Raw genomic sequence first — 17404 nt, 5'->3', positions numbered from 1 at the left:
TACACAGCTTACTCCATTGAGAAAGTCTAATTCTTCTTGCTTTTTCCAATCGGTTAGCATTGAAGAAGTTTCAGCATATCCTACTCTTTCTTGTCTTTCATACCATGCTTGTGTTCTGAGATGGAGAGCCTTATTGTAAACCAATCTTACACAGCCCAAAGTGCGCCGCAATAGCGACTCTTGTTCTGGTGTGGGGTAAAATCGAAACGAATAGGCTTTTTCCATGGGGAGCATTTTAGCATATATTCCGTAAATGTGTTAATATTTAACAGTAAAGCCGTCGTAGAACGACGGGGTTTCAGACCCAAATTTTCGATGACGAAAAACGTTAACAATATCCACTGGTTCGGGGATAGCCTCTAGAGAAGGATAGCAGCTTTGACCGTCAATGTGCTTGACCAGAGGATTGACAGGATAGACTCGATAACCCACCGCTTGCAGGAATTTGGCCACCTGATAACTGGCGCGGCTCGATTTCTCGGAATGCCCAACCACTGCGATAATTTTACTATTGCTGAAAATGGTTTTGAGCGCACCATCGTCTCCTTTAATATTCGGCATTGTCCCACCTATCTTAGAACAGAGTTTTGTTTCTCATAAAGATGAAGTGTAACCTAATTTGGTATCGACTTTTGACTCCAGCTTTAGCCACTCTAGAAAACTGACAGGAATGTTTAACTTTTCTACAGGAAAAACAGTTATTACAAATCGAAATCAATCCCTCGGTATCTGTAGGAAAATTTACCCGATGGTTGCTACTAAATACTCTGACTTTAGTTACCGCAAAACCTGATGAATTATCTTAGTATTATCATTCCGACTCTTAATGAGGAGTTAGGAATTGCAGCAACGTTAAAACAGATAGGTGCGGGAGTAGAAATTATTGTTGTCGATGGGGGAAGTACGGATAAAACTAGAGAAATAGCGAAAAAATTGGGAGCTAAAGTAATTATTTCACCCAGAAAAGGTCGTGCATTTCAGATGAATTTAGGAGCAAAAATAGCGAAAGGAGATATTTTGTTATTTCTGCATGGAGATACTTTACTACCCCATGAATTTCAAGAACCAATTATCAATACTTTATCCCAATCTGGGATAGTAGCGGGGGCCTTTGAATTAAAAATTGATGGAGAGGAAAAAACCCTGCGTTTAGTGGAAAAATTAGTTAATTGGCGTTCTCGCTGGCTTTCCCTTCCCTACGGAGATCAAGGAATATTTTTAAAAGCCGCAATCTTTGCCGATTTGGGCGGTTTTCCTGAGTTGCCAATTATGGAAGATTTTGAATTAATACAAAGATTGAAAAAAAGGGGTAAAATAGCCATAGTTTCTGCATCGGTGATTACCTCGGCAAGACGTTGGCAAAAATTAGGAGTCTGGAAAACTACCTTAGTTAATCAATTAGTTATTATTGGTTATTATCTAAAAATTCCGCCCCGCTTGTTGAAAAAATTTTATCGTTTATGGTAATAAAATAAAGGCTTGCTGAAAAAGTATTTTAGGTCATTGTGCAATGTAGGGGCGCAGGCGTTAAGCCCATAATGTGACATTGTGAACATTTTTCAGCCAATATCCAAGAGAGGCAAATACAATTATACAATCGAAGAAACTCTACCAAAGAAGAGGTTTCCATGACCAAACATTAACAAAAGTAATCAAAAATGTGGGGGGGGGGTAAGCATTACTTATTGGTAGCGGGCAATACCAGTCTTTTGAAAAATAAAATAGTAATATAATGGGAGAAAACTTACCAAAGAGGGTATGACAAATGACTCAATTATCAGCAAAACTAATCAAAAGTGCGGGGGGGGGGTAAGCATTACTTATTTGTAGCAGGGGCAGCTCTAGCTATCCTAGCTCCTTTCCAAGCCGCCCAAGCTGTAATTATCGATTTTCAAAGCTTAGAACAAAATAACTCAGTCCTTAATTATGCCGGTTTTACCTATACCGAAGACGGTTTTACCCTAGATAGCCTGTCTACTTCTGAGCCCTTTGGATTTTTTGGCACTCAGGAATCTCGTTACCCCGGTTCCACCGCCTTATTCAATAATGAGATTGATGGAATCACCAGATTAACCCAAAATGGCGGAGGCTTATTTGACTTAAATTCTATTCAACTAACTAGCCTCAATGGTGATGATAGTGTGACTGTCAATTTTACAGGAACAAAAGCCGATTCTAGTACCGTTAGCCAAGCTTTTACTACCGATGCAATTCTCAGTACCCTAGAAACTTTTACCTTTAATTCTAGCTTCACCAATTTAGTATCTGTTGAATGGATTCAGGCATCCCCGTTTCATCAGTTTGATAACATCAATGTCACGCCGGTTCCCGAACCTTCAGCAATTTTAGGATTATTAAGTCTAGGACTTTTGGTCATCGGTTCTCAATTCAAACAAAAACGATAAATTGACAAAGTATGGGGATGGGATTTTTCCATCCCCACTTGAGGAAAAACGCGCTCTAGAAACCTTCCAAATTTAACTCTTAATTTTAGTAATTGTTCACATTCAAAGACTCTTTCGGTTAAAGATAGTGACTCTTTTTTGTATCCACAATTGGAACAGGTTTTGCTACTGGGAAACCATCTATCAGCGAGGATTAACTCCGCTCCATACAACTGAGTTTTATAGTCAAGTTGTCTTCGGAATTGATAAAATCCCATGTCCTGAACAGCTTTAGCTAACTTACGATTAGCTAACATTCCAGAAACATTTAAGTCCTCAATTACTATCTTGCCGTGGTTCTTGGCCAGATAAGTGGTGAGTTTATGCAATGTATCCTTACGGATGTTAGCTATCTTAAAATGAAGTTTAGCAATTTGCTTCTGAGCTTTTTTCCAATTGTTTGAGCCTTTGACTTTATGTCGGTTCAGGTATTGAAGTCTAGCTAACTTTTTCTCGTGTTTACGATAGCTTTTACTTCCTTCGATAACTTCACCAGTTGAAAGAGTGGCTAGGTTTTTAACCCCTAAATTAACTCCTATTCCGTCGATAGATTTATCGGTTGTTTGCCGTTCAACATCAATCTTAAAACTAATAAACCATCTATTAGCCAAAAAGCTAATAGTTACGGATTTTGGCTGGCATCCATGAGGTAATCGCTCGTAAGTTTTTAACCAACCAATCCCAGGAACTTTTATCTTTTGATGAGCAACGTTAATGCTACCATCCAGAGTAAAACTATCCGGTTTACCTTTTTTCTTAAACTTTGGTGGTTTGGCTATCTTTTTGAAGCATCCTTTCCACGCATTGGATAAAGCTCTTAACGCTCATTGAGGAGCGCATTTAGACACCTCATAATACCATTGATTTTCAGGTTTAACTAATGCTACCAACCATTGGTGAAGGTCAATAGCAGTAGGAAACTTAATTTTATCATTTGGGTTAGCTTTGTTGTGGTCTAAGATTTGCTTGGTTAAAGCTAATCCCCAGTTCCAAGTATGACGTGGGGTTCCTGCGTGTTGAGCTAATAATGAGCGTTGTTGATTATTCAGTTTTAATTCCGTCTTGAATCCTAGTAGCAACGTCCCTTAACTCCTCTACGATTTTTCTATTTTTGTGACTTCTGGAGCCATACAACCTAGCAGAAAATACAGTAATAATTTCTAAGACATCTTGTGCTAAATCCTCCTCAAATGTACTGTCTTCAGTTCGATTGATAATGACAACTTCAGTTCCAAAGTGTTCACACAGACTAAAGATTAATTCACTACCAAATCTAAGTAGTCTATCTTTATGAGTTAAGACTAATCTCTCTACTTTACTATCAACAATCAATCTGATTAATCGCTTTAATCCTTTCTTGTTGTAGTTAAGTCCCGAACCTAGGTCGTCTATGATTTCAACTTGCCAACCATTTTGAGCGCAAAACAGTTCGACAACTTCTTTTTGATGTTCCAAATCCTTTCTTTGGTCATGACTAGAAACACGGCAATAGCCAACAGTATAAGAGAGATTCTCTTTTACTCCAAGCAACTGAGAAATGGTATAACGCCGATGTCCGTTAGCGGTTCTTTCGGGTATTAGTTTGCCTTCGGACTCCCAACGTCTTAAAGTTGATACGCTTACACCTTTTAATTTAGCCGCTTCTGATATGGTTAACTTGCTCATAAGACTATGATAGCACAGATTATGAGCAAGTTTAAATAATATTAGTTAGATTTTTGATTTCTGTTACTTACTCCAGATTCGCCTGCTTTGTTGAACCTTTTGTATCGCAACCTTTTAATTCTTCAACTAGAAGATACCAGTGCCGTGGTTGCCATAACCACTCTATTTCTTTGGGGGACATTTGGCTATAATCTTTATACCACCTACCTTTGAACCTCTTTGTCACCCCTTGAGCTTACTGCCATATTTTAAAATTATCAAAAGCGCACACTCCCGGAAAGCCATTTATTTTTTACAATAGAAGATTCCCTAGATTATTTTTGCGGGAGGCAATCGGTGATTCTCAATTTTTCCTTAAGGATTGTAGCGGCCAAAGGCAGACTATTCTGTAAGTTTTCACTCTACAAAACCTATCGGGTGGTCAGTACTGCCCCCGTCGATGTCCTCTGGCAAAAATTAATCAATGTGGCCGATGTCTCTTGGCATCCTTTGATTGCCAAGGCTGATGTTCCCTTGGGTTTAATAGCTAAACCGGGGTTAATCTATCAAGCTGTCACCCGTCTGACTCCCATTCCTATCCGGGTTTTTGTGGAAAATGTCCGCCCCGGTGAACTCCTCAGCCTAAGAGTTCTCGCTATCCCCGGCATGGAACAGAAAATGACCTACCAAGTGGAATCAACCCTCTGTGGTAGTTATATTTCCTATTCTGTCACTCTGCGGGGTTGGCTGTCCCCCTTTATCTGGTGGTTAAGTCGTCCCTATTTAGCCAAAGTCGCCGCCCAACTAGCCCACGCGGCGGAAGAATTAACGGCATAAAACTGGGGGCAGGGTGTGGGGTGTGGGGTGTAGGGAGAATACATAAAAGCTGTCTCGGAGTCTCCTGACGACCGGCTCCCCAAAACGAAAACTTCCTAGTTCACTAATAAATAATCTGCCAAAGGTCAAGATCTAAGTCACAATAGTATATGGATAGACTTAAACAAAATTTTATTCAGCTGCATTGGTACATATAGTCTACTGATATCATCCCGACGAGTTGAGCGCAACAACCTCAATCCGCCGGGATGAACTATCTCTAGAGACTTTACTGATGAAGTAAGCTCTACAGGAGGGAATTATGGGGGAATTAAACACAGCCGAACTTCTAGTTAAATGTCTAGAGAATGAAGGGGTCGAGTATATTTTTGGGCTACCCGGGGAAGAAAACCTCGATGTTTTGGAAGCCCTGAAAAACTCCTCGATCAAATTTATCACCACCCGTCACGAACAGGGTGCGGCTTTTATGGCCGATGTCTATGGACGCTTGACGGGAAAAGCGGGGGTTTGTCTCTCCACTTTAGGACCGGGGGCGACTAACCTGATGACAGGGGTAGCCGATGCTAACCTCGATGGGGCGCCCTTAGTGGCCATCACCGGCCAGGTGGGAACTGATCGGATGCACATTGAATCCCATCAATACCTAGATCTGGTGGCCATGTTCGCCCCGGTGACGAAATGGAATAAACAAATCGTGCGGCCGGGTATCACCCCAGAAGTGGTACGGAGAGCCTTTAAAACCGCCCAAAGTGAGAAACCGGGGGCAGTTCATATCGATCTTCCCGAAAATATCGCCGCTATGGCTGCCGATGGTTATCCCTTGCCCCTCGATAGTCAGGAAAAAGTTTACGCTTCCTATCGGACTTTGAACATGGCGGCGGCGGTGATTTCTAAAGCGAAAAATCCCTTGATTTTGGCGGGAAATGGGGCAATTCGCGCTAATGCTAGTGAAGCTTTAACGGAATTCGCCACGGCCTTGAATATCCCTGTGGCTAACACTTTTATGGGTAAGGGGGTGATTCCCTATACCCATCCTCTGGCTCTTTGGGCGGTAGGATTACAGCAACGGGATTTGATTAGTTGTGCCTTTGATCGCAGTGATTTAATTATCGCTGTTGGTTACGATTTAATCGAGTATTCCCCGAAAAAATGGAATCCAGACGGGAAATTACCGATTATTCACATCGGCATGACTCCGGCGGAAATTGACAGCAGTTATGCCCCGGTGGTGGAAGTGGTGGGTGATATCACCGATTCTCTCATCGATATCCTCAAACGGGCCGATCGCCAGAATAAACCAACTCCTGTCACCGCGGGATTAAAGACGGAAATTCGGGCCGATTACGAAACTTATGCCAATGATACGGGTTTTCCGATCAAGCCACAAAAATTGATCTACGATCTGCGTCAGGTGATGGGACCGGAAGATATCGCTATTTGTGACGTGGGCGCTCATAAAATGTGGATGGCGCGCCAGTATCACTGCGATTGTCCCAATACTTGCATTATTTCTAACGGTTTCGCCGCTATGGGTATTGCTATCCCTGGTGCGATCGCCGCTAAGTTAGTTCATCCCGATAAACGCATTGTAGCGGTGACGGGGGACGGCGGTTTTATGATGAATTGTCAGGAATTGGAGACAGCTTTGCGGGTGGGAACTCCCTTCGTCACTCTCATCTTTAATGATGGCGGTTACGGTTTAATCGAATGGAAGCAGTTTAACCATTTTGGGACATCTTCTTTTATTAAGTTTGGTAATCCCGATTTTGTTAAATTTGCTGAAAGTATGGGATTAAAAGGCTATCGGGTGGAATCTACTCAGGATTTGATCCCGATACTAGAGGATGCTTTCCGGCAAGAGGTTCCCACTGTTATTGATGTTCCCGTCGATTACGGTGAAAATCTGCGTCTTTCCCAAAAATCGGGCGATCTAAGCTGTCAGATTTGGGAATAGAAGTTGATAGCGGCAAGCAACCCCCGAAAGCTTGCCGTTATCTTCTCGAAAAAAATCCCCTAACTAAATCTCAGCTAGGGGGAAGTAATTAGGTTGGCTTTGGTAACGTTAGAAAACCCAATCTAGAATAACCATTCTAGAACCGCCTCATCTTTAGTGTTGGTATTGCGAGAGGGGGTTTCCCGGGTAAATTTCATGTGGATAGAACGATTTTGTTCACCATCGGCGGCCACGGCCATAATCGGATAATCGATTAAACCGTCTTGGAAGGACATCTGATAGCGGAAAGTGCCATCGGAATTGAGTTTAATCGGACGACCACCGATAGTTACGGTGGCATCGGGTTCCGTAGCACCATAGACGATTAATTCTGCATCGGCAACTAACCAGAATTTGCGCGGACGTTGTAGGGTTTCCGAAGCACCCATACCGATACCGGAAGCAGTTATGCCGATACCGGAAGCGGTTAGTCCCGATACCCTGGGAACTGCCCACATACCAACCCCGGAGGGGAATACATAAGAACTGATCACTTCCGAGATTGGTACGGAACCAGCGACGTGCTGCATGGAACCAAACAAGGAACCGGCCACCCGTAGGGCCTCGATATCGCCGACACTCTCGAAAATTTGGTCGTAGATGGGGCTAGTTCCCGTGATTCCTGCGCTGCTGCCGTAGCGTTTGCTGGGGGGAACGAGTTCGTAAACAGTTTTGCCCACCAGTTCTTCTTCCCAGTTAACGGTGACAAAGATATCTTCAATCCAGTCGGAAGGATAGACGGGAGGAATCCGCACTAAAGGAGAACGGGCCAAAACTAACCAACGACCATCAGCACAACGATAACCGATATCGATAACATAATCTCGATCGCTGACCGGAACCGGTAAATACCATTCCCGGGCTAATTCATCACAGAGATATTCTTGGACGCTATGCGCGCCTTGGCTATTGAGATCTATATCGGTGACATCATAAAGACGCAGGGCTAACTGTTGTCCCCCTTGACGACGTAGATCTTCTTTTGATTCGTTGGGGATATCCCAGTAAGCATAGGCCCACTGAGGATCGCGAGGTAGGAGGGTAATGCGATTTTCACCGTAGCCACCGGGCAGATCTCCTAAACCATCATCCACCGAACCTAGTATATCTTCGATCGGGTTAGCTTGACCTAATTCAAATTTTGCTGCTTCCACTGGTTTTTCCTCTTTAATAGTAGATTTAAAATTGCCGCTTACTCCCATAGCTTGGGTAATTGCCTCAATTAATTGCGTTTTCCGCATCCGACTGTAACGAGAGATGCTGTATTGACTGGCAACTCGTCGCAGTTGCCGCAAGGTCATCTCATCTAAGGGTGGGTATTCTGGGACCATGAGTTGACACTCTCCGATTAGTTACGACGGCAAATGTTTTTGAGCATTTGCAAAAGCAGTGATCTGGGTAATCCTTCTAACTACTCATCGATTGCTGTGTGAACGAGAGATCCACTCGATGGGGATCAAGGGAATCGCTTGTTATAAATACCTATTAAACAGTAAGATTCCGATTTTGACCAAGTACCTTGTCATGATTTCTTGACAAAATCGCCAAACCCTTGATCCCCAAAAGATTTTCATGTCAGGAAGTTTTGATATTCTTATTGGCTGTTGGGGTTTTAGGGTGTTGGGGTGTTAGGGTGTTGGGGTGGTCACTGCGTGCGCGTTGCGGGGGGTGTTGGGTTGATGGGGTGTTAGGGTGTTGGGGTGTTAGGGTTTTAGTTGAAATTCCCCCACGTCCCCACTTCCCCATTTCCCCATTCCCCCTAATCCCTATCCCCTAACGAGACTGTACTCCGATCCCGATCGCCTGTAATCTGATATTGAGACTTTTAGTTAAGGAGACTGAACCGCTTGGCTACCCGTGTGATTATTGTTCGTCATGGACAAAGCAGTTATAACGCAGAGCAGAAAATACAAGGTCGCAGTGATGGCTCGGTTTTGACGGAAAAAGGCCATCTGGACGCGGAAAAAGTAGGAAATGCCCTCAGTCAAATCGATATCGCCGCTTTTTACTGTAGTCCTCTCCAAAGAGCCAAATCTACTGCTGAGGTGATTCAGTCTCGTTTAAATAACTCTCCCGTCATTCAACCCACTTCGCAGTTACTAGAAATCGATCTGCCTATCTGGGAAAATATGGTCAAAGAGGAGGTAAAAGCTCAATACCCCCAAGAATATCGGGATTGGCACCAAAAACCTCACGAATTTAAGATGATACTGCCCGATGGTCAAGAACATTATCCCGTTCTCTCCCTCTATCAACAGGCCCAGGATTTTTGGCGAGAAATTATTCCCCAACACGAGGGCCAAACTATCCTCATTGTTGCCCATAACGGCATTAATCGCTGTTTAATCCTCAGTGCGATCGGTATTCCAGTTTCCTTATACCATTCCCTGCAACAATCTAACTGTTGCGTTAATGTTCTCAATTTTACAGGTGATTTTGGTGATCCTGTGCAGGTGGAATCCCTCAATCAAACGGCACACTTAGGGATAGCTTTACCCCCACCGCGTCCTCCTTTCCAAGGTTCCAGGCTGCTGCTTGTGCGTCACGGAGAAACCCAATGGAATCGGGATAAACGTTTTCAAGGTGTGCGCGATATTCCTCTCAATGATAATGGCAAGGCTCAAGCTGAGAAAGCCGCCGAATTTCTGCGAGAAACGGCGATCGATCACGCTGTCACCAGTCCTTTGTCCCGTCCCAAGGAAACTGCCCAAATTATCCTGCAATATCACCCCGATGTCACCTTAGATACCCAAGTGAATCTGACAGAAATCTGTCACGGACTTTGGGAAGGTAAATTAGAGGAGGAAATTGAAGCGAGTTTCCCCGGTATGTTAGAAGACTGGAAAAATGCCCCGGAAACCGTGCAAATGCCGGAAGGGGAGAATTTACAGGAAGTTTGGGATCGAGCGATCGCTTGTTGGCGGCAAATCGTTAAAACCTATAGTAATAGCGATAGTCCTAAGACAATTATGGTAGTGGCCCACGATGCCATTAATAAGGTGATTCTTTGTTATTTATTGGGTTTAAAACCCGCCAATTTCTGGAATATTAAACAGGGAAATGGCGCGGTTAGTGTGATCGATTATGCCAAAGGAGTTGACTCTCAACCGGTCCTGCAAGCAGTTAATATTACCTCTCATCTAGGATCGGGAATACTCGATCGCACGGCAGCTGGCGCTTTATAACAGTTATCAGTGATCAGTTATCAGTTAGCAGTTAGCAGATTTGAGTTTTAAGTGAGCAGTATTAAATATAGCGGTTTTCAGTCTAATAAGGTATAGTAAATCCCTTGATAGATAGGCGTTTCAGCGTTTCAATCGGGACTCACTTCTGTGAAAACCGCTATAGCAAGTTTCCTACTGTCTTTTCTACTGATTACTGATTACTGATCACTGATTACTGATCACTGAAAAAAGCTTCCCACTTAACTAAAAGCTAATTTATTTTCAATCTGTCTAACTACCGTTAGTGCCGAATAGCTGACTCCGGCAGTGCCTTCTCCCGGATGGGTGGAATCTCCCACTAACCAAAGATGGGGGATCGGAGTGCGCGTCGCTACTCCAAAAGGGCCAAAAGTGGACAATCTTTGACCAATACCGCCGACAATGCCCTGATTTCGCCCCGTAAACCGTTCAAAAGTGCGAGGAGTAGCTGATTCGATGTGAACGATGTGATCAGGGCTAAGATGGAAATAATTACCGAGACGATTGATCGCCTCTTGGGTGTATGCTGCTTTTAATTGCTGATAATTATCTTCTCCTTTTCGCCACCAAAGACTGGTATCGGTGAAGGAAGAAGCAATAATCGTCGCTTTTCCCACTGGGGCGCGGCCATCCCCTTCTTTACTCACGGAAACAAACAAAGAGTTATTTTCGCCGATCATGCCATCGTCATCGTAGAGGAATTGCAAATGGGGAGGACAATCGGGGGGAATAGCAGCGCGATCGACTCCTAAGTAGGCCACAAAAGCACCGGATGCGGGGGGAAGTTTTTCGATTCTCCGGTGATAAAGACTGGGAATGGCTTCGCGATCGATTAATTGTGGTAAATTTTGGATCGGGATATTGGCGACAATCTCATCGGCCATTTCTGGATGTATTTGGCCATTTTTTTGATTTCTGACGATAATTCCCGTGGCTTTTCCCTTTTCTGTCAGTATTTTTTCGACTGTGTGGCGCATTTGCAATTTACCGCCGTATTTTTCCAAAGCTGCCACTAGGCGATCGCTTAATACCTGCATACTACCCTGAAGGTGGGATAAACCTTGGGGAGACTGAGAAACTGCTAAAGCGGTGGCGGCATAAAGTAAAGCGGTTTCATCGGCAGTAACTTGGGAATAAAGCTTTAACTGGAGATCAAGGAAGGTTTTTAGGCGTTTATCTGTCTCTAAGCCGTATAATCGCAGAGCATCGCCCACAGTCATCAAAGTAAAAGGGAAGGTAATGGCAGTATCTAAACGCAAAGCGGCGATTAATTGCCCTAAATCCCACCAGTTGCGCGGGGGTAAAACTGGATCGCGACTTTGAAAACGCCAACTTGCTTGAAAGAGTTTTTGTAATAATTGCCAAAAAGGTTCGCTGCCCGGAAATTGTTTTTGTCTTTCCTCTTGCCACTTTTGCCGATCGCGCCAGACGTTAATCGCAGTGGTTTCCCCCGGCAGAAAAACAGCACAAGCGGGATCGCAGGGGACAGAATCGGGTAAATCTATCCCTAATTCGGCAAAAATGCGCTGATGAATGCCCCCTACTTCTAATCCTGCCACTTGAGTTGCCCCCACATCAAAAGTAAAACCCCGACGGGAAAAAGTCGAGGCACAACCTCCGGGGACAAGCGCCTGATCATATACTGTGACTTGATAACCTCGACGCGCCAATAATGCCGCCGCCGTTAGTCCGCCAATCCCTGCACCAATAACGGTAATTTGCGTCATTTTCTTAACAATTATTTATATTTATTTTTATCCTAACACTGCTGTCTTTTCACTGATTACTGATTACTGATTACTGTTCACTGAAAAGCTCCCCACTTCCCCACTTCCCCATTTCCCCACTTCCCCATTTCCCCACTTCCCCATTTCCCCACTTCCCCACACCCCACACCCCAACCACTCTGCCATGGACTCTTAACAAGTAAATTGGAGGCTTAACAGTTTACTTGAGCCCCTAGGGTATCTAAAGCTAAATTTTTCACCTCAGAGTTAATCCCCACTTGCTGCCAAGCATTTTTCATCTCTGTTGCTGTTTTTTGGGCATTGTCGGGGTTAGTTAAAGCTAATAGGCTCGGACCTGCGCCACTAATTACCATCCCGTAAGCACCCGCGTTAATGGCGGCTTTTTTGACCTTTTCGTAACCCGGGATCAAAGATTGGCGATAGGGTTGATGCAGTTTATCCTCTAGGGCAATTCTCAGCCAATCGCCGTTACCCGTCTCCAATCCCCGCAATAATAAACCCAAGCGGGAAATATTGAAAATTGCCTCCTGACGGCTAATTTTTTCGGGTAAAACCGCCCTAGCTTTTTCCGTAGCCAGTTCAAAATCGGGAATCGCTAGGACGGGAATGAGATTTTTTTGCCAAAATACTTGACAAATAGCCCAATCTGTGCTATGTCCTGCCGATAGCTGACAGTTGCCCCGCAAAGCCGGCACCACATTATCTGGATGTCCCTCCAAGGCGATCGCTAATGCTTCGATTTCCCCCATAGATAAAGGATTTCCCGCACATTGATTGGCAGCCACTAACCCACCGATAATAGCAGTGGCAGAACTACCTAAACCTCTAGCCAGAGGAACCCCTAAACCGATCTCGATGGCTATGGGGGGCGGATTCTGTCCTATTTTTTGATAAACTTGCAAAAAAGAAGTGTAGATTAAATTATCAGTACCTTGGCTAACTTTAGCTGATTCAGTTCCCTTGACACTAATGCTGACAGGGTTAGCTGTCGTTGCTGGCAGCAGGGTAAAAGTAAACTGATTATATAGGGTTAAGGCCGCTCCGAGACAATCGAAGCCGGGCCCAATATTAGCAGTGGTAGCGGGGACTGTAACCGTAAAAGTTGTCATCGTTAAGCTTTTGCCTGAAGATAGCGGCGATTTACCTCCTCCCAGTTAACCACATTCCACCACTGTTTTAAATACTCAGCCCGTTGATTACGATATTTTAAGTAATAGGCGTGTTCCCAGACATCATTGCCCATAATTGGCTGTAATCCCATCATTAGGGGGCTATCTTGGTTAGCAGTGCTGATAATTTCTAGTTGTCCTGACTTATTTAAAACCAACCATGTCCAACCACTACCAAAAAGTTTAGTACCCGCTTGGTTGAAAGCGTTTTTAAATTCCTCAAAACTCCCAAATTTAGCGATTATTGCCGTCCCTATTTCTCCTTTTGGTTCGCCACCGCCATCGGGGGACATAATCTGCCAGAACATTGTATGATTAAGATCGCCGCCGCCATTATTGCGGATAGTGGTGCGAATATCGGCGGGTAAAGAGTCAAGATTTTTAATTAATTCTACTACTGTTTTTAGCTGCAATTCTGGATATTTTGCCCCTGCCAGATTGAGATTATTAACGTAGGCTGCATGGTGTTTATCGTGATGAAATTGCATCGTTTCCTTATCAATATAAGGTTCTAGGGCATCATAAGCATAGGGGAGAGGAAGCAGAGTATAGGGGCTATTGGCAGCAAAAGCAGGACGGTTAAAATTTCCTAGAGTTGCTGTGCCAAGGGTAGCACCTAAAAGATAAAGAAATTGACGGCGATCGAGGGGCATATTCTCAGAGCAGATGTTCCGATGATCAATTATCCTATCGATCGGTGCCTTGGCAGAGAAAAGTTTTTTATTTTTACCTGTCTGCTATAAGATGTAAAATTTTTTGAGTAATTGCAGAGGAATTTAAAAAAATTTGTTTACTAAAATTAAGAGTTAAATTTGGAAGGTTTCTAGAGCGCGTTTTTCCTCAAGTAGGGATGGAAAAAATCCCATCCCCATACTTTGTCAATTTATCGTTTTTGTTTGAATTGAGAACCGATGCCCAAAAGTCCTAAACCTAATAATCCTAAAATTGCTGAAGGTTCGGGAACCGGTGTAGCACTGGCAGTGCCGGGTAAGCGCATCTTAACAATTGTCAATGGCGTTTAAGATGCGCTCACCAGGCAATTTATACCAAATTAGATGAGCTTACCCTCGCCTTAAAAGGCTTATTTTCGCTGCTTGTTGGATACTGAACCCATCCCCAGTAAACCCAATGCCAATAACCCCAGAATCGAGGAAGGCTCTGGAACCGCTGGAAATGGATCTAGACCGGTACTGGGTGATAAAAATCCTTTTAAAGGATCACCCACGGCTCCAAAACCAACAAGATCGAGGGAATTAAACTGAGTTATAACTTTTACGTCGGTATCTTCTCCTTCTAGTACCCTGAAACTACCGCGATCGGGGAAATCCGTAAAATAAATGAAATCTGCACTAGCGATAGGATCGTCAGCAACATTTGGGGTGTTTACAATCGTGATTTTTAATGGCAATGTTTGAGTGAAATCTAGGTCGGAGGAAGTAGTCTCGATTATCAGATCAACCCCATCAATCTGAGTACCGCCAAAAATAGCGCCATTACGGTAATACAAGCGCCCTGCAACAAAGTCTTGACCCTTGGGCTGAAAGACAAAGTCAGAAGGAGTAAAGGACAATTGATTGGTAAATGAATCACCGAATGGTGTTCCCCATTCGATGGTGTCGGTTCCGATACCCGTGTATACTGAGCCAGGGAGCGTGATGGGGTTGTCAAAATAGCCTGTCACTGTCCCTGTCCCTACAATTGCTTGGGCGGCTTGGAAAGGGGTTAGGATGGCTAGAGTTGCCCCTGCCACTAATAAGTAATGCTTACCTTCCACCGCATTTTTAATTATTTTTGTTAATGTTTGCGCCATGAAAACCTCTTCTTTGGTATGGTTTCCTCGATTATATAATTGTATTTTTCAAAAGACTGGTACTGCCTGGTACAAATAAGTAATGCTTACCCCCCCCGCACTTTTGAGTATTTTTGTTAATGTTTGGCTCATGTAAACCTCTTCTTTGGTAGGGTTTCTTCGATTGTATGATTGTATTTGGCTCTCTTGGATATTGGCTGAAAAATGTTGACAACGTCACATTTTGGGCGCAAGCGTTGCGCTCCGACATCAGCAATTCTCATTTTGAAAAAAATCAGATAAAATTCTCTTATTTAAATAGAGAACTTGTGTAGAAGCATTATTTTTTGACAGATAATTATCATCCAACGCTGGAGATAGACAGGTTTTAAGAACTCTGTCCATGAGAAATCGATTTCAACTCATAAATCTGGATGAAATTCTAACAAAATTTTTAGTTTTTTTTATAAATAACTTTCTTTTTCTCCTTCAAGAGATGTGACATTCTCAACTAGAATTTACTTTTTTGAATGGGACATATTCGGTGAGAATAAATGAGAAAAACTCCGACCAATTCTTAAACCAAATAAATTTTAATAGGGTACGAATATCATTAAAGAAAGAAGTCCGAGTTACTAATAGCTCACGAATCTTTTGATAGGTGTAATTAACTAAATCCAAAACGGTATGGAATAAAAAAGCTAGTAAATTCAAAGACAATAAGAACTCGCACAAATGATTCTGACCATGACCAAAGTTATGCTCTAAATTATAACCGTGATTTTTAAGAACGTTATTGCCTTCATTTTCAACTTTCCATCTGCTGCGCCCAGCTTTGACAATTTATTCGACATTATTTTCCGTGATTTTATGATTAGTTATCCAATTATTTTGGTAGATAATTTTCTGGGTTTTCTCATTAATAACAGTCACTTCACACCAATTAACTTCGAGACTTGAGTCGCCCTCTCTTAAGGGAACTCTAGAAGCATAACGATAACGATAAATTAGATTTTTTCGTCCATCCCATTGTTTCTTTTCAACGGTCGTAACTTCGCCACTTTTTTCTAAAAATTCTAGCCATTCATATAAAGTTTTAGGCGACGTTTCTAAACAAACAAAAATAAAACTATAACCTTGTTTTACCGCTAATTCACAAACAGGTTCGTGAGAATATAAGTCGTCTCCTAAAAGAGTTACAGGATAACCATACTTATTTTTATGATTCTTATTTAACCATCTTTTAACGGCCGCATTTTCACAGTCTTGTTTTTGATGTCCATCTTGTTTTTTAATGAATTCTGGCTCTAAATTAATTACTTGTTTTTGCTTAGGAGAAACCACCCTAGGTGTGACACAGCCATGAAAATAAGTTGTAGTTCCATTTCGATGATTACGACAGTTACAATGAGGGCAATGAATTTTCTTGGATGAGAAATATTCTGTGCCATCTAACGCCACTAAAATTTCTCCATCTAAGTAGAGAAACTTTTTCAAAACTCCCTTTTCCTTTAACCATTGATAGACTTTTTGAAAAGTCCTAGAGACATTAGAGGCTGGCACTGGCTCTAACAGATTTCTTATTTGATTATCCCCAGGAATTTTTTCAATTGAAAATAAACTTTCAGCATTATCTTTTCCCTTATTGCTTTTCATTAAACGTTGATGGTCTAAAAAAGACGGCGACTGAGTAAAAAAGACTGAAAATGCAGCCATCACGGCATCTTCTACCTCATATTTTCTATTATTTCCAGGTTTCCTCTCATCGGGTAAATCATGTAATTCTTGACGTAAAAATTGCATTAATTCCGAAATTTCTAGGGTGGCCGCTTTTTGAGTCATCTTGGAATAATTTGACGTGCTGGTGGATTTCTAACTCACCCATTTTACCTTAGCTGACAATAATTATAAATTTGGCTCTACCAAACCTGTCATGTAAAACTATCAACAATTTATGCTTGTAAAGCTTGTATACTAAAGTTTTGAGTTTTTGTTAGATTGATATTTATCAACTTTAGAGCATTGCTGGGCAGAGAGGGAGCTTGAGGAATTTTCTACAGTGTAAGTTCGGAAGAACCATAAATTTTTATTTCCCTTGAATTCCCTATTCTAAAAACAGAACTATCTTCCTGAATTAACCCCGTTCATTCTCAGCCAACCTCTTTGATTGCTTGAGTATTTATACTTAATTTGTCCAGCCAATTGTTTTTCTAGTGATCGCCTCTCCTCGAAAATAGTTACTTTGTACTATATTTTCAATGCCAAAATCGGGGTTAATGCTCTATTTATTTCAAAATGAGAATTGCTGCTCCGACATTACACAATGACCTAAATTTTGGCTCTTCGGGAATTGTTATGCAAATAATTAACTTCAAATAAAATTCGATGAGAATGCCTACGCCTAAAAGTAGCTGAAATCCATACGGGGAAAGACTTAAGACACAAACAGGTTAATACCAAAAGATAGACAATAGAGTTAAGATTTGATAGAATACCCAAAAACGAGAGTATTTTACTTATGATACTTGACAAATTTTTGAACCTAGAAGGAACCTCTATTCAAGGCTATCTACACCT

Annotated in this window: 14 protein-coding genes and 3 pseudogenes; 5 read left to right on the top strand and 12 right to left on the bottom strand. The window is 42.4% G+C overall.

The genetic code is table 11. The features are described 5' to 3' along the window. Together EWV84_RS08525 and EWV84_RS08520 are read right to left on the bottom strand one after the other, a co-directional pair. Positions 1-225: helix-turn-helix domain-containing protein (locus EWV84_RS08525; protein ID WP_287077653.1), on the bottom strand; the 225-nt coding region annotated here is incomplete at its 3' end. A gap of 90 nt (positions 226-315) precedes the next feature. Then, positions 316-561 (bottom strand): annotated as a pseudogene (locus tag EWV84_RS08520) (CoA-binding protein); the annotation flags it as partial. A 231-nt stretch (positions 562-792) separates the two neighbouring features. Between EWV84_RS08520 and EWV84_RS08515 the strand changes: the two are divergent. Then, positions 793-1467 carry a TIGR04283 family arsenosugar biosynthesis glycosyltransferase gene (locus EWV84_RS08515; RefSeq protein WP_287077651.1) on the top strand — a complete coding sequence of 225 codons (675 nt, stop codon included), beginning with the start codon at positions 793-795 and terminating at the stop codon, positions 1465-1467. A 329-nt stretch (positions 1468-1796) separates the two neighbouring features. Beyond that, on the top strand, positions 1797-2405 hold the full coding sequence (locus EWV84_RS08510) for a PEP-CTERM sorting domain-containing protein (RefSeq protein WP_287077650.1): 609 nt from the start codon (positions 1797-1799) through the stop codon (positions 2403-2405). Here the strand turns inward: EWV84_RS08510 and EWV84_RS08505 are convergent. After that, a pseudogene (locus EWV84_RS08505) lies at positions 2384-3523 on the bottom strand (RNA-guided endonuclease InsQ/TnpB family protein). The gene EWV84_RS08510 and the pseudogene EWV84_RS08505 sit on opposite strands and share 22 nt — an antisense overlap. Next, entirely contained in the window at positions 3486-4109 is a 624-nt protein-coding gene (locus EWV84_RS08500) for an IS607 family transposase (protein WP_286827096.1), read from the bottom strand. The pseudogene EWV84_RS08505 and the gene EWV84_RS08500 overlap by 38 nt, the downstream one beginning before the upstream one ends. Positions 4110-4445: 336 nt before the next feature. Between EWV84_RS08500 and EWV84_RS08495 the strand changes: the two genes are divergently transcribed. Together EWV84_RS08495 and EWV84_RS08490 are read left to right on the top strand one after the other, a co-directional pair. Next, positions 4446-4925, top strand: a complete 480-nt coding sequence (locus EWV84_RS08495; RefSeq protein WP_041804515.1) for a hypothetical protein — start codon at positions 4446-4448, stop codon at positions 4923-4925. Positions 4926-5226: 301 nt separating this feature from the next. After that, on the top strand, positions 5227-6879 hold the full coding sequence (locus tag EWV84_RS08490) for an acetolactate synthase large subunit (RefSeq protein ID WP_287077649.1): 1653 nt from the start codon (positions 5227-5229) through the stop codon (positions 6877-6879). Between the two features lie 122 nt (positions 6880-7001). Here EWV84_RS08490 and EWV84_RS08485 read toward each other — a convergent pair whose 3' ends face one another. Next, the gene (locus EWV84_RS08485) at positions 7002-8249 is read right to left on the bottom strand and encodes a DUF4912 domain-containing protein (RefSeq protein ID WP_287077648.1); all 1248 of its coding nucleotides are present in this window, start codon (positions 8247-8249) and stop codon (positions 7002-7004) included. 516 nt (positions 8250-8765) lie between these two features. On the opposite strand from EWV84_RS08485, the gene EWV84_RS08480 reads away from it, so the two are divergent. Next, entirely contained in the window at positions 8766-10103 is a 1338-nt protein-coding gene (locus tag EWV84_RS08480; RefSeq protein ID WP_287077647.1) for a histidine phosphatase family protein, read from the top strand. A gap of 239 nt (positions 10104-10342) precedes the next feature. Here the strand turns inward: EWV84_RS08480 and crtD are convergent, their stop codons facing one another. The 7 genes and pseudogenes from crtD to EWV84_RS08445 all read right to left on the bottom strand — a co-directional run bounded on the left by crtD (position 10343) and on the right by EWV84_RS08445 (position 16669). After that, a complete protein-coding gene (gene crtD, locus EWV84_RS08475) occupies positions 10343-11848 on the bottom strand; it encodes a C-3',4' desaturase CrtD (protein ID WP_287077646.1) in 1506 nt (501 codons plus the stop codon). A 63-nt stretch (positions 11849-11911) separates the two neighbouring features. Next, positions 11912-12034, bottom strand: coding sequence for a hypothetical protein (locus tag EWV84_RS08470; RefSeq protein WP_287077645.1), 123 nt, complete (start codon positions 12032-12034; stop codon positions 11912-11914). Positions 12035-12060: 26 nt separating this feature from the next. Next, a complete protein-coding gene (gene thrB, locus EWV84_RS08465; protein ID WP_287077644.1) occupies positions 12061-12978 on the bottom strand; it encodes a homoserine kinase in 918 nt (305 codons plus the stop codon). 2 nt (positions 12979-12980) lie between these two features. Then, entirely contained in the window at positions 12981-13691 is a 711-nt protein-coding gene (locus EWV84_RS08460; protein WP_287077643.1) for a superoxide dismutase, read from the bottom strand. 230 nt (positions 13692-13921) lie between these two features. Continuing rightward, positions 13922-14035 carry a PEP-CTERM sorting domain-containing protein gene (locus tag EWV84_RS08455; RefSeq protein WP_287077654.1) on the bottom strand — a complete coding sequence of 38 codons (114 nt, stop codon included), beginning with the start codon at positions 14033-14035 and terminating at the stop codon, positions 13922-13924. 84 nt (positions 14036-14119) lie between these two features. After that, entirely contained in the window at positions 14120-14848 is a 729-nt protein-coding gene (locus tag EWV84_RS08450; protein ID WP_287077642.1) for a choice-of-anchor K domain-containing protein, read from the bottom strand. Between the two features lie 572 nt (positions 14849-15420). Then, positions 15421-16669: pseudogene (locus tag EWV84_RS08445) on the bottom strand (ISNCY family transposase). Positions 16670-17404: the final 735 nt, after the last annotated feature.

The sequence above is a fragment of the Microcystis sp. M_QC_C_20170808_M3Col genome (genome assembly GCF_007095505.1).
Taxonomy (GTDB): Bacteria; Cyanobacteriota; Cyanobacteriia; order Cyanobacteriales; family Microcystaceae; genus Microcystis.
Note: the sequence above shows the minus strand (reverse complement) of the source record. Positions and strands in the feature narration are given on the sequence as shown.

Coding starts and splice junctions, on each gene's coding strand:
- EWV84_RS08455 (WP_287077654.1), bottom strand. CDS start 14,035: ATGCGCTTACCCGGCACTGCCAGTGCTACACCGGTTCCCGAACCTTCA.
- EWV84_RS08500 (WP_286827096.1), bottom strand. CDS start 4,109: ATGAGCAAGTTAACCATATCAGAAGCGGCTAAATTAAAAGGTGTAAGC.
- EWV84_RS08485 (WP_287077648.1), bottom strand. CDS start 8,249: ATGGTCCCAGAATACCCACCCTTAGATGAGATGACCTTGCGGCAACTG.
- EWV84_RS08460 (WP_287077643.1), bottom strand. CDS start 13,691: ATGCCCCTCGATCGCCGTCAATTTCTTTATCTTTTAGGTGCTACCCTT.
- crtD (WP_287077646.1), bottom strand. CDS start 11,848: ATGACGCAAATTACCGTTATTGGTGCAGGGATTGGCGGACTAACGGCG.
- thrB (WP_287077644.1), bottom strand. CDS start 12,978: ATGACAACTTTTACGGTTACAGTCCCCGCTACCACTGCTAATATTGGG.
- EWV84_RS08515 (WP_287077651.1), top strand. CDS start 793: ATGAATTATCTTAGTATTATCATTCCGACTCTTAATGAGGAGTTAGGA.
- EWV84_RS08470 (WP_287077645.1), bottom strand. CDS start 12,034: ATGGCAGAGTGGTTGGGGTGTGGGGTGTGGGGAAGTGGGGAAATGGGG.
- EWV84_RS08450 (WP_287077642.1), bottom strand. CDS start 14,848: ATGGCGCAAACATTAACAAAAATAATTAAAAATGCGGTGGAAGGTAAG.
- EWV84_RS08490 (WP_287077649.1), top strand. CDS start 5,227: ATGGGGGAATTAAACACAGCCGAACTTCTAGTTAAATGTCTAGAGAAT.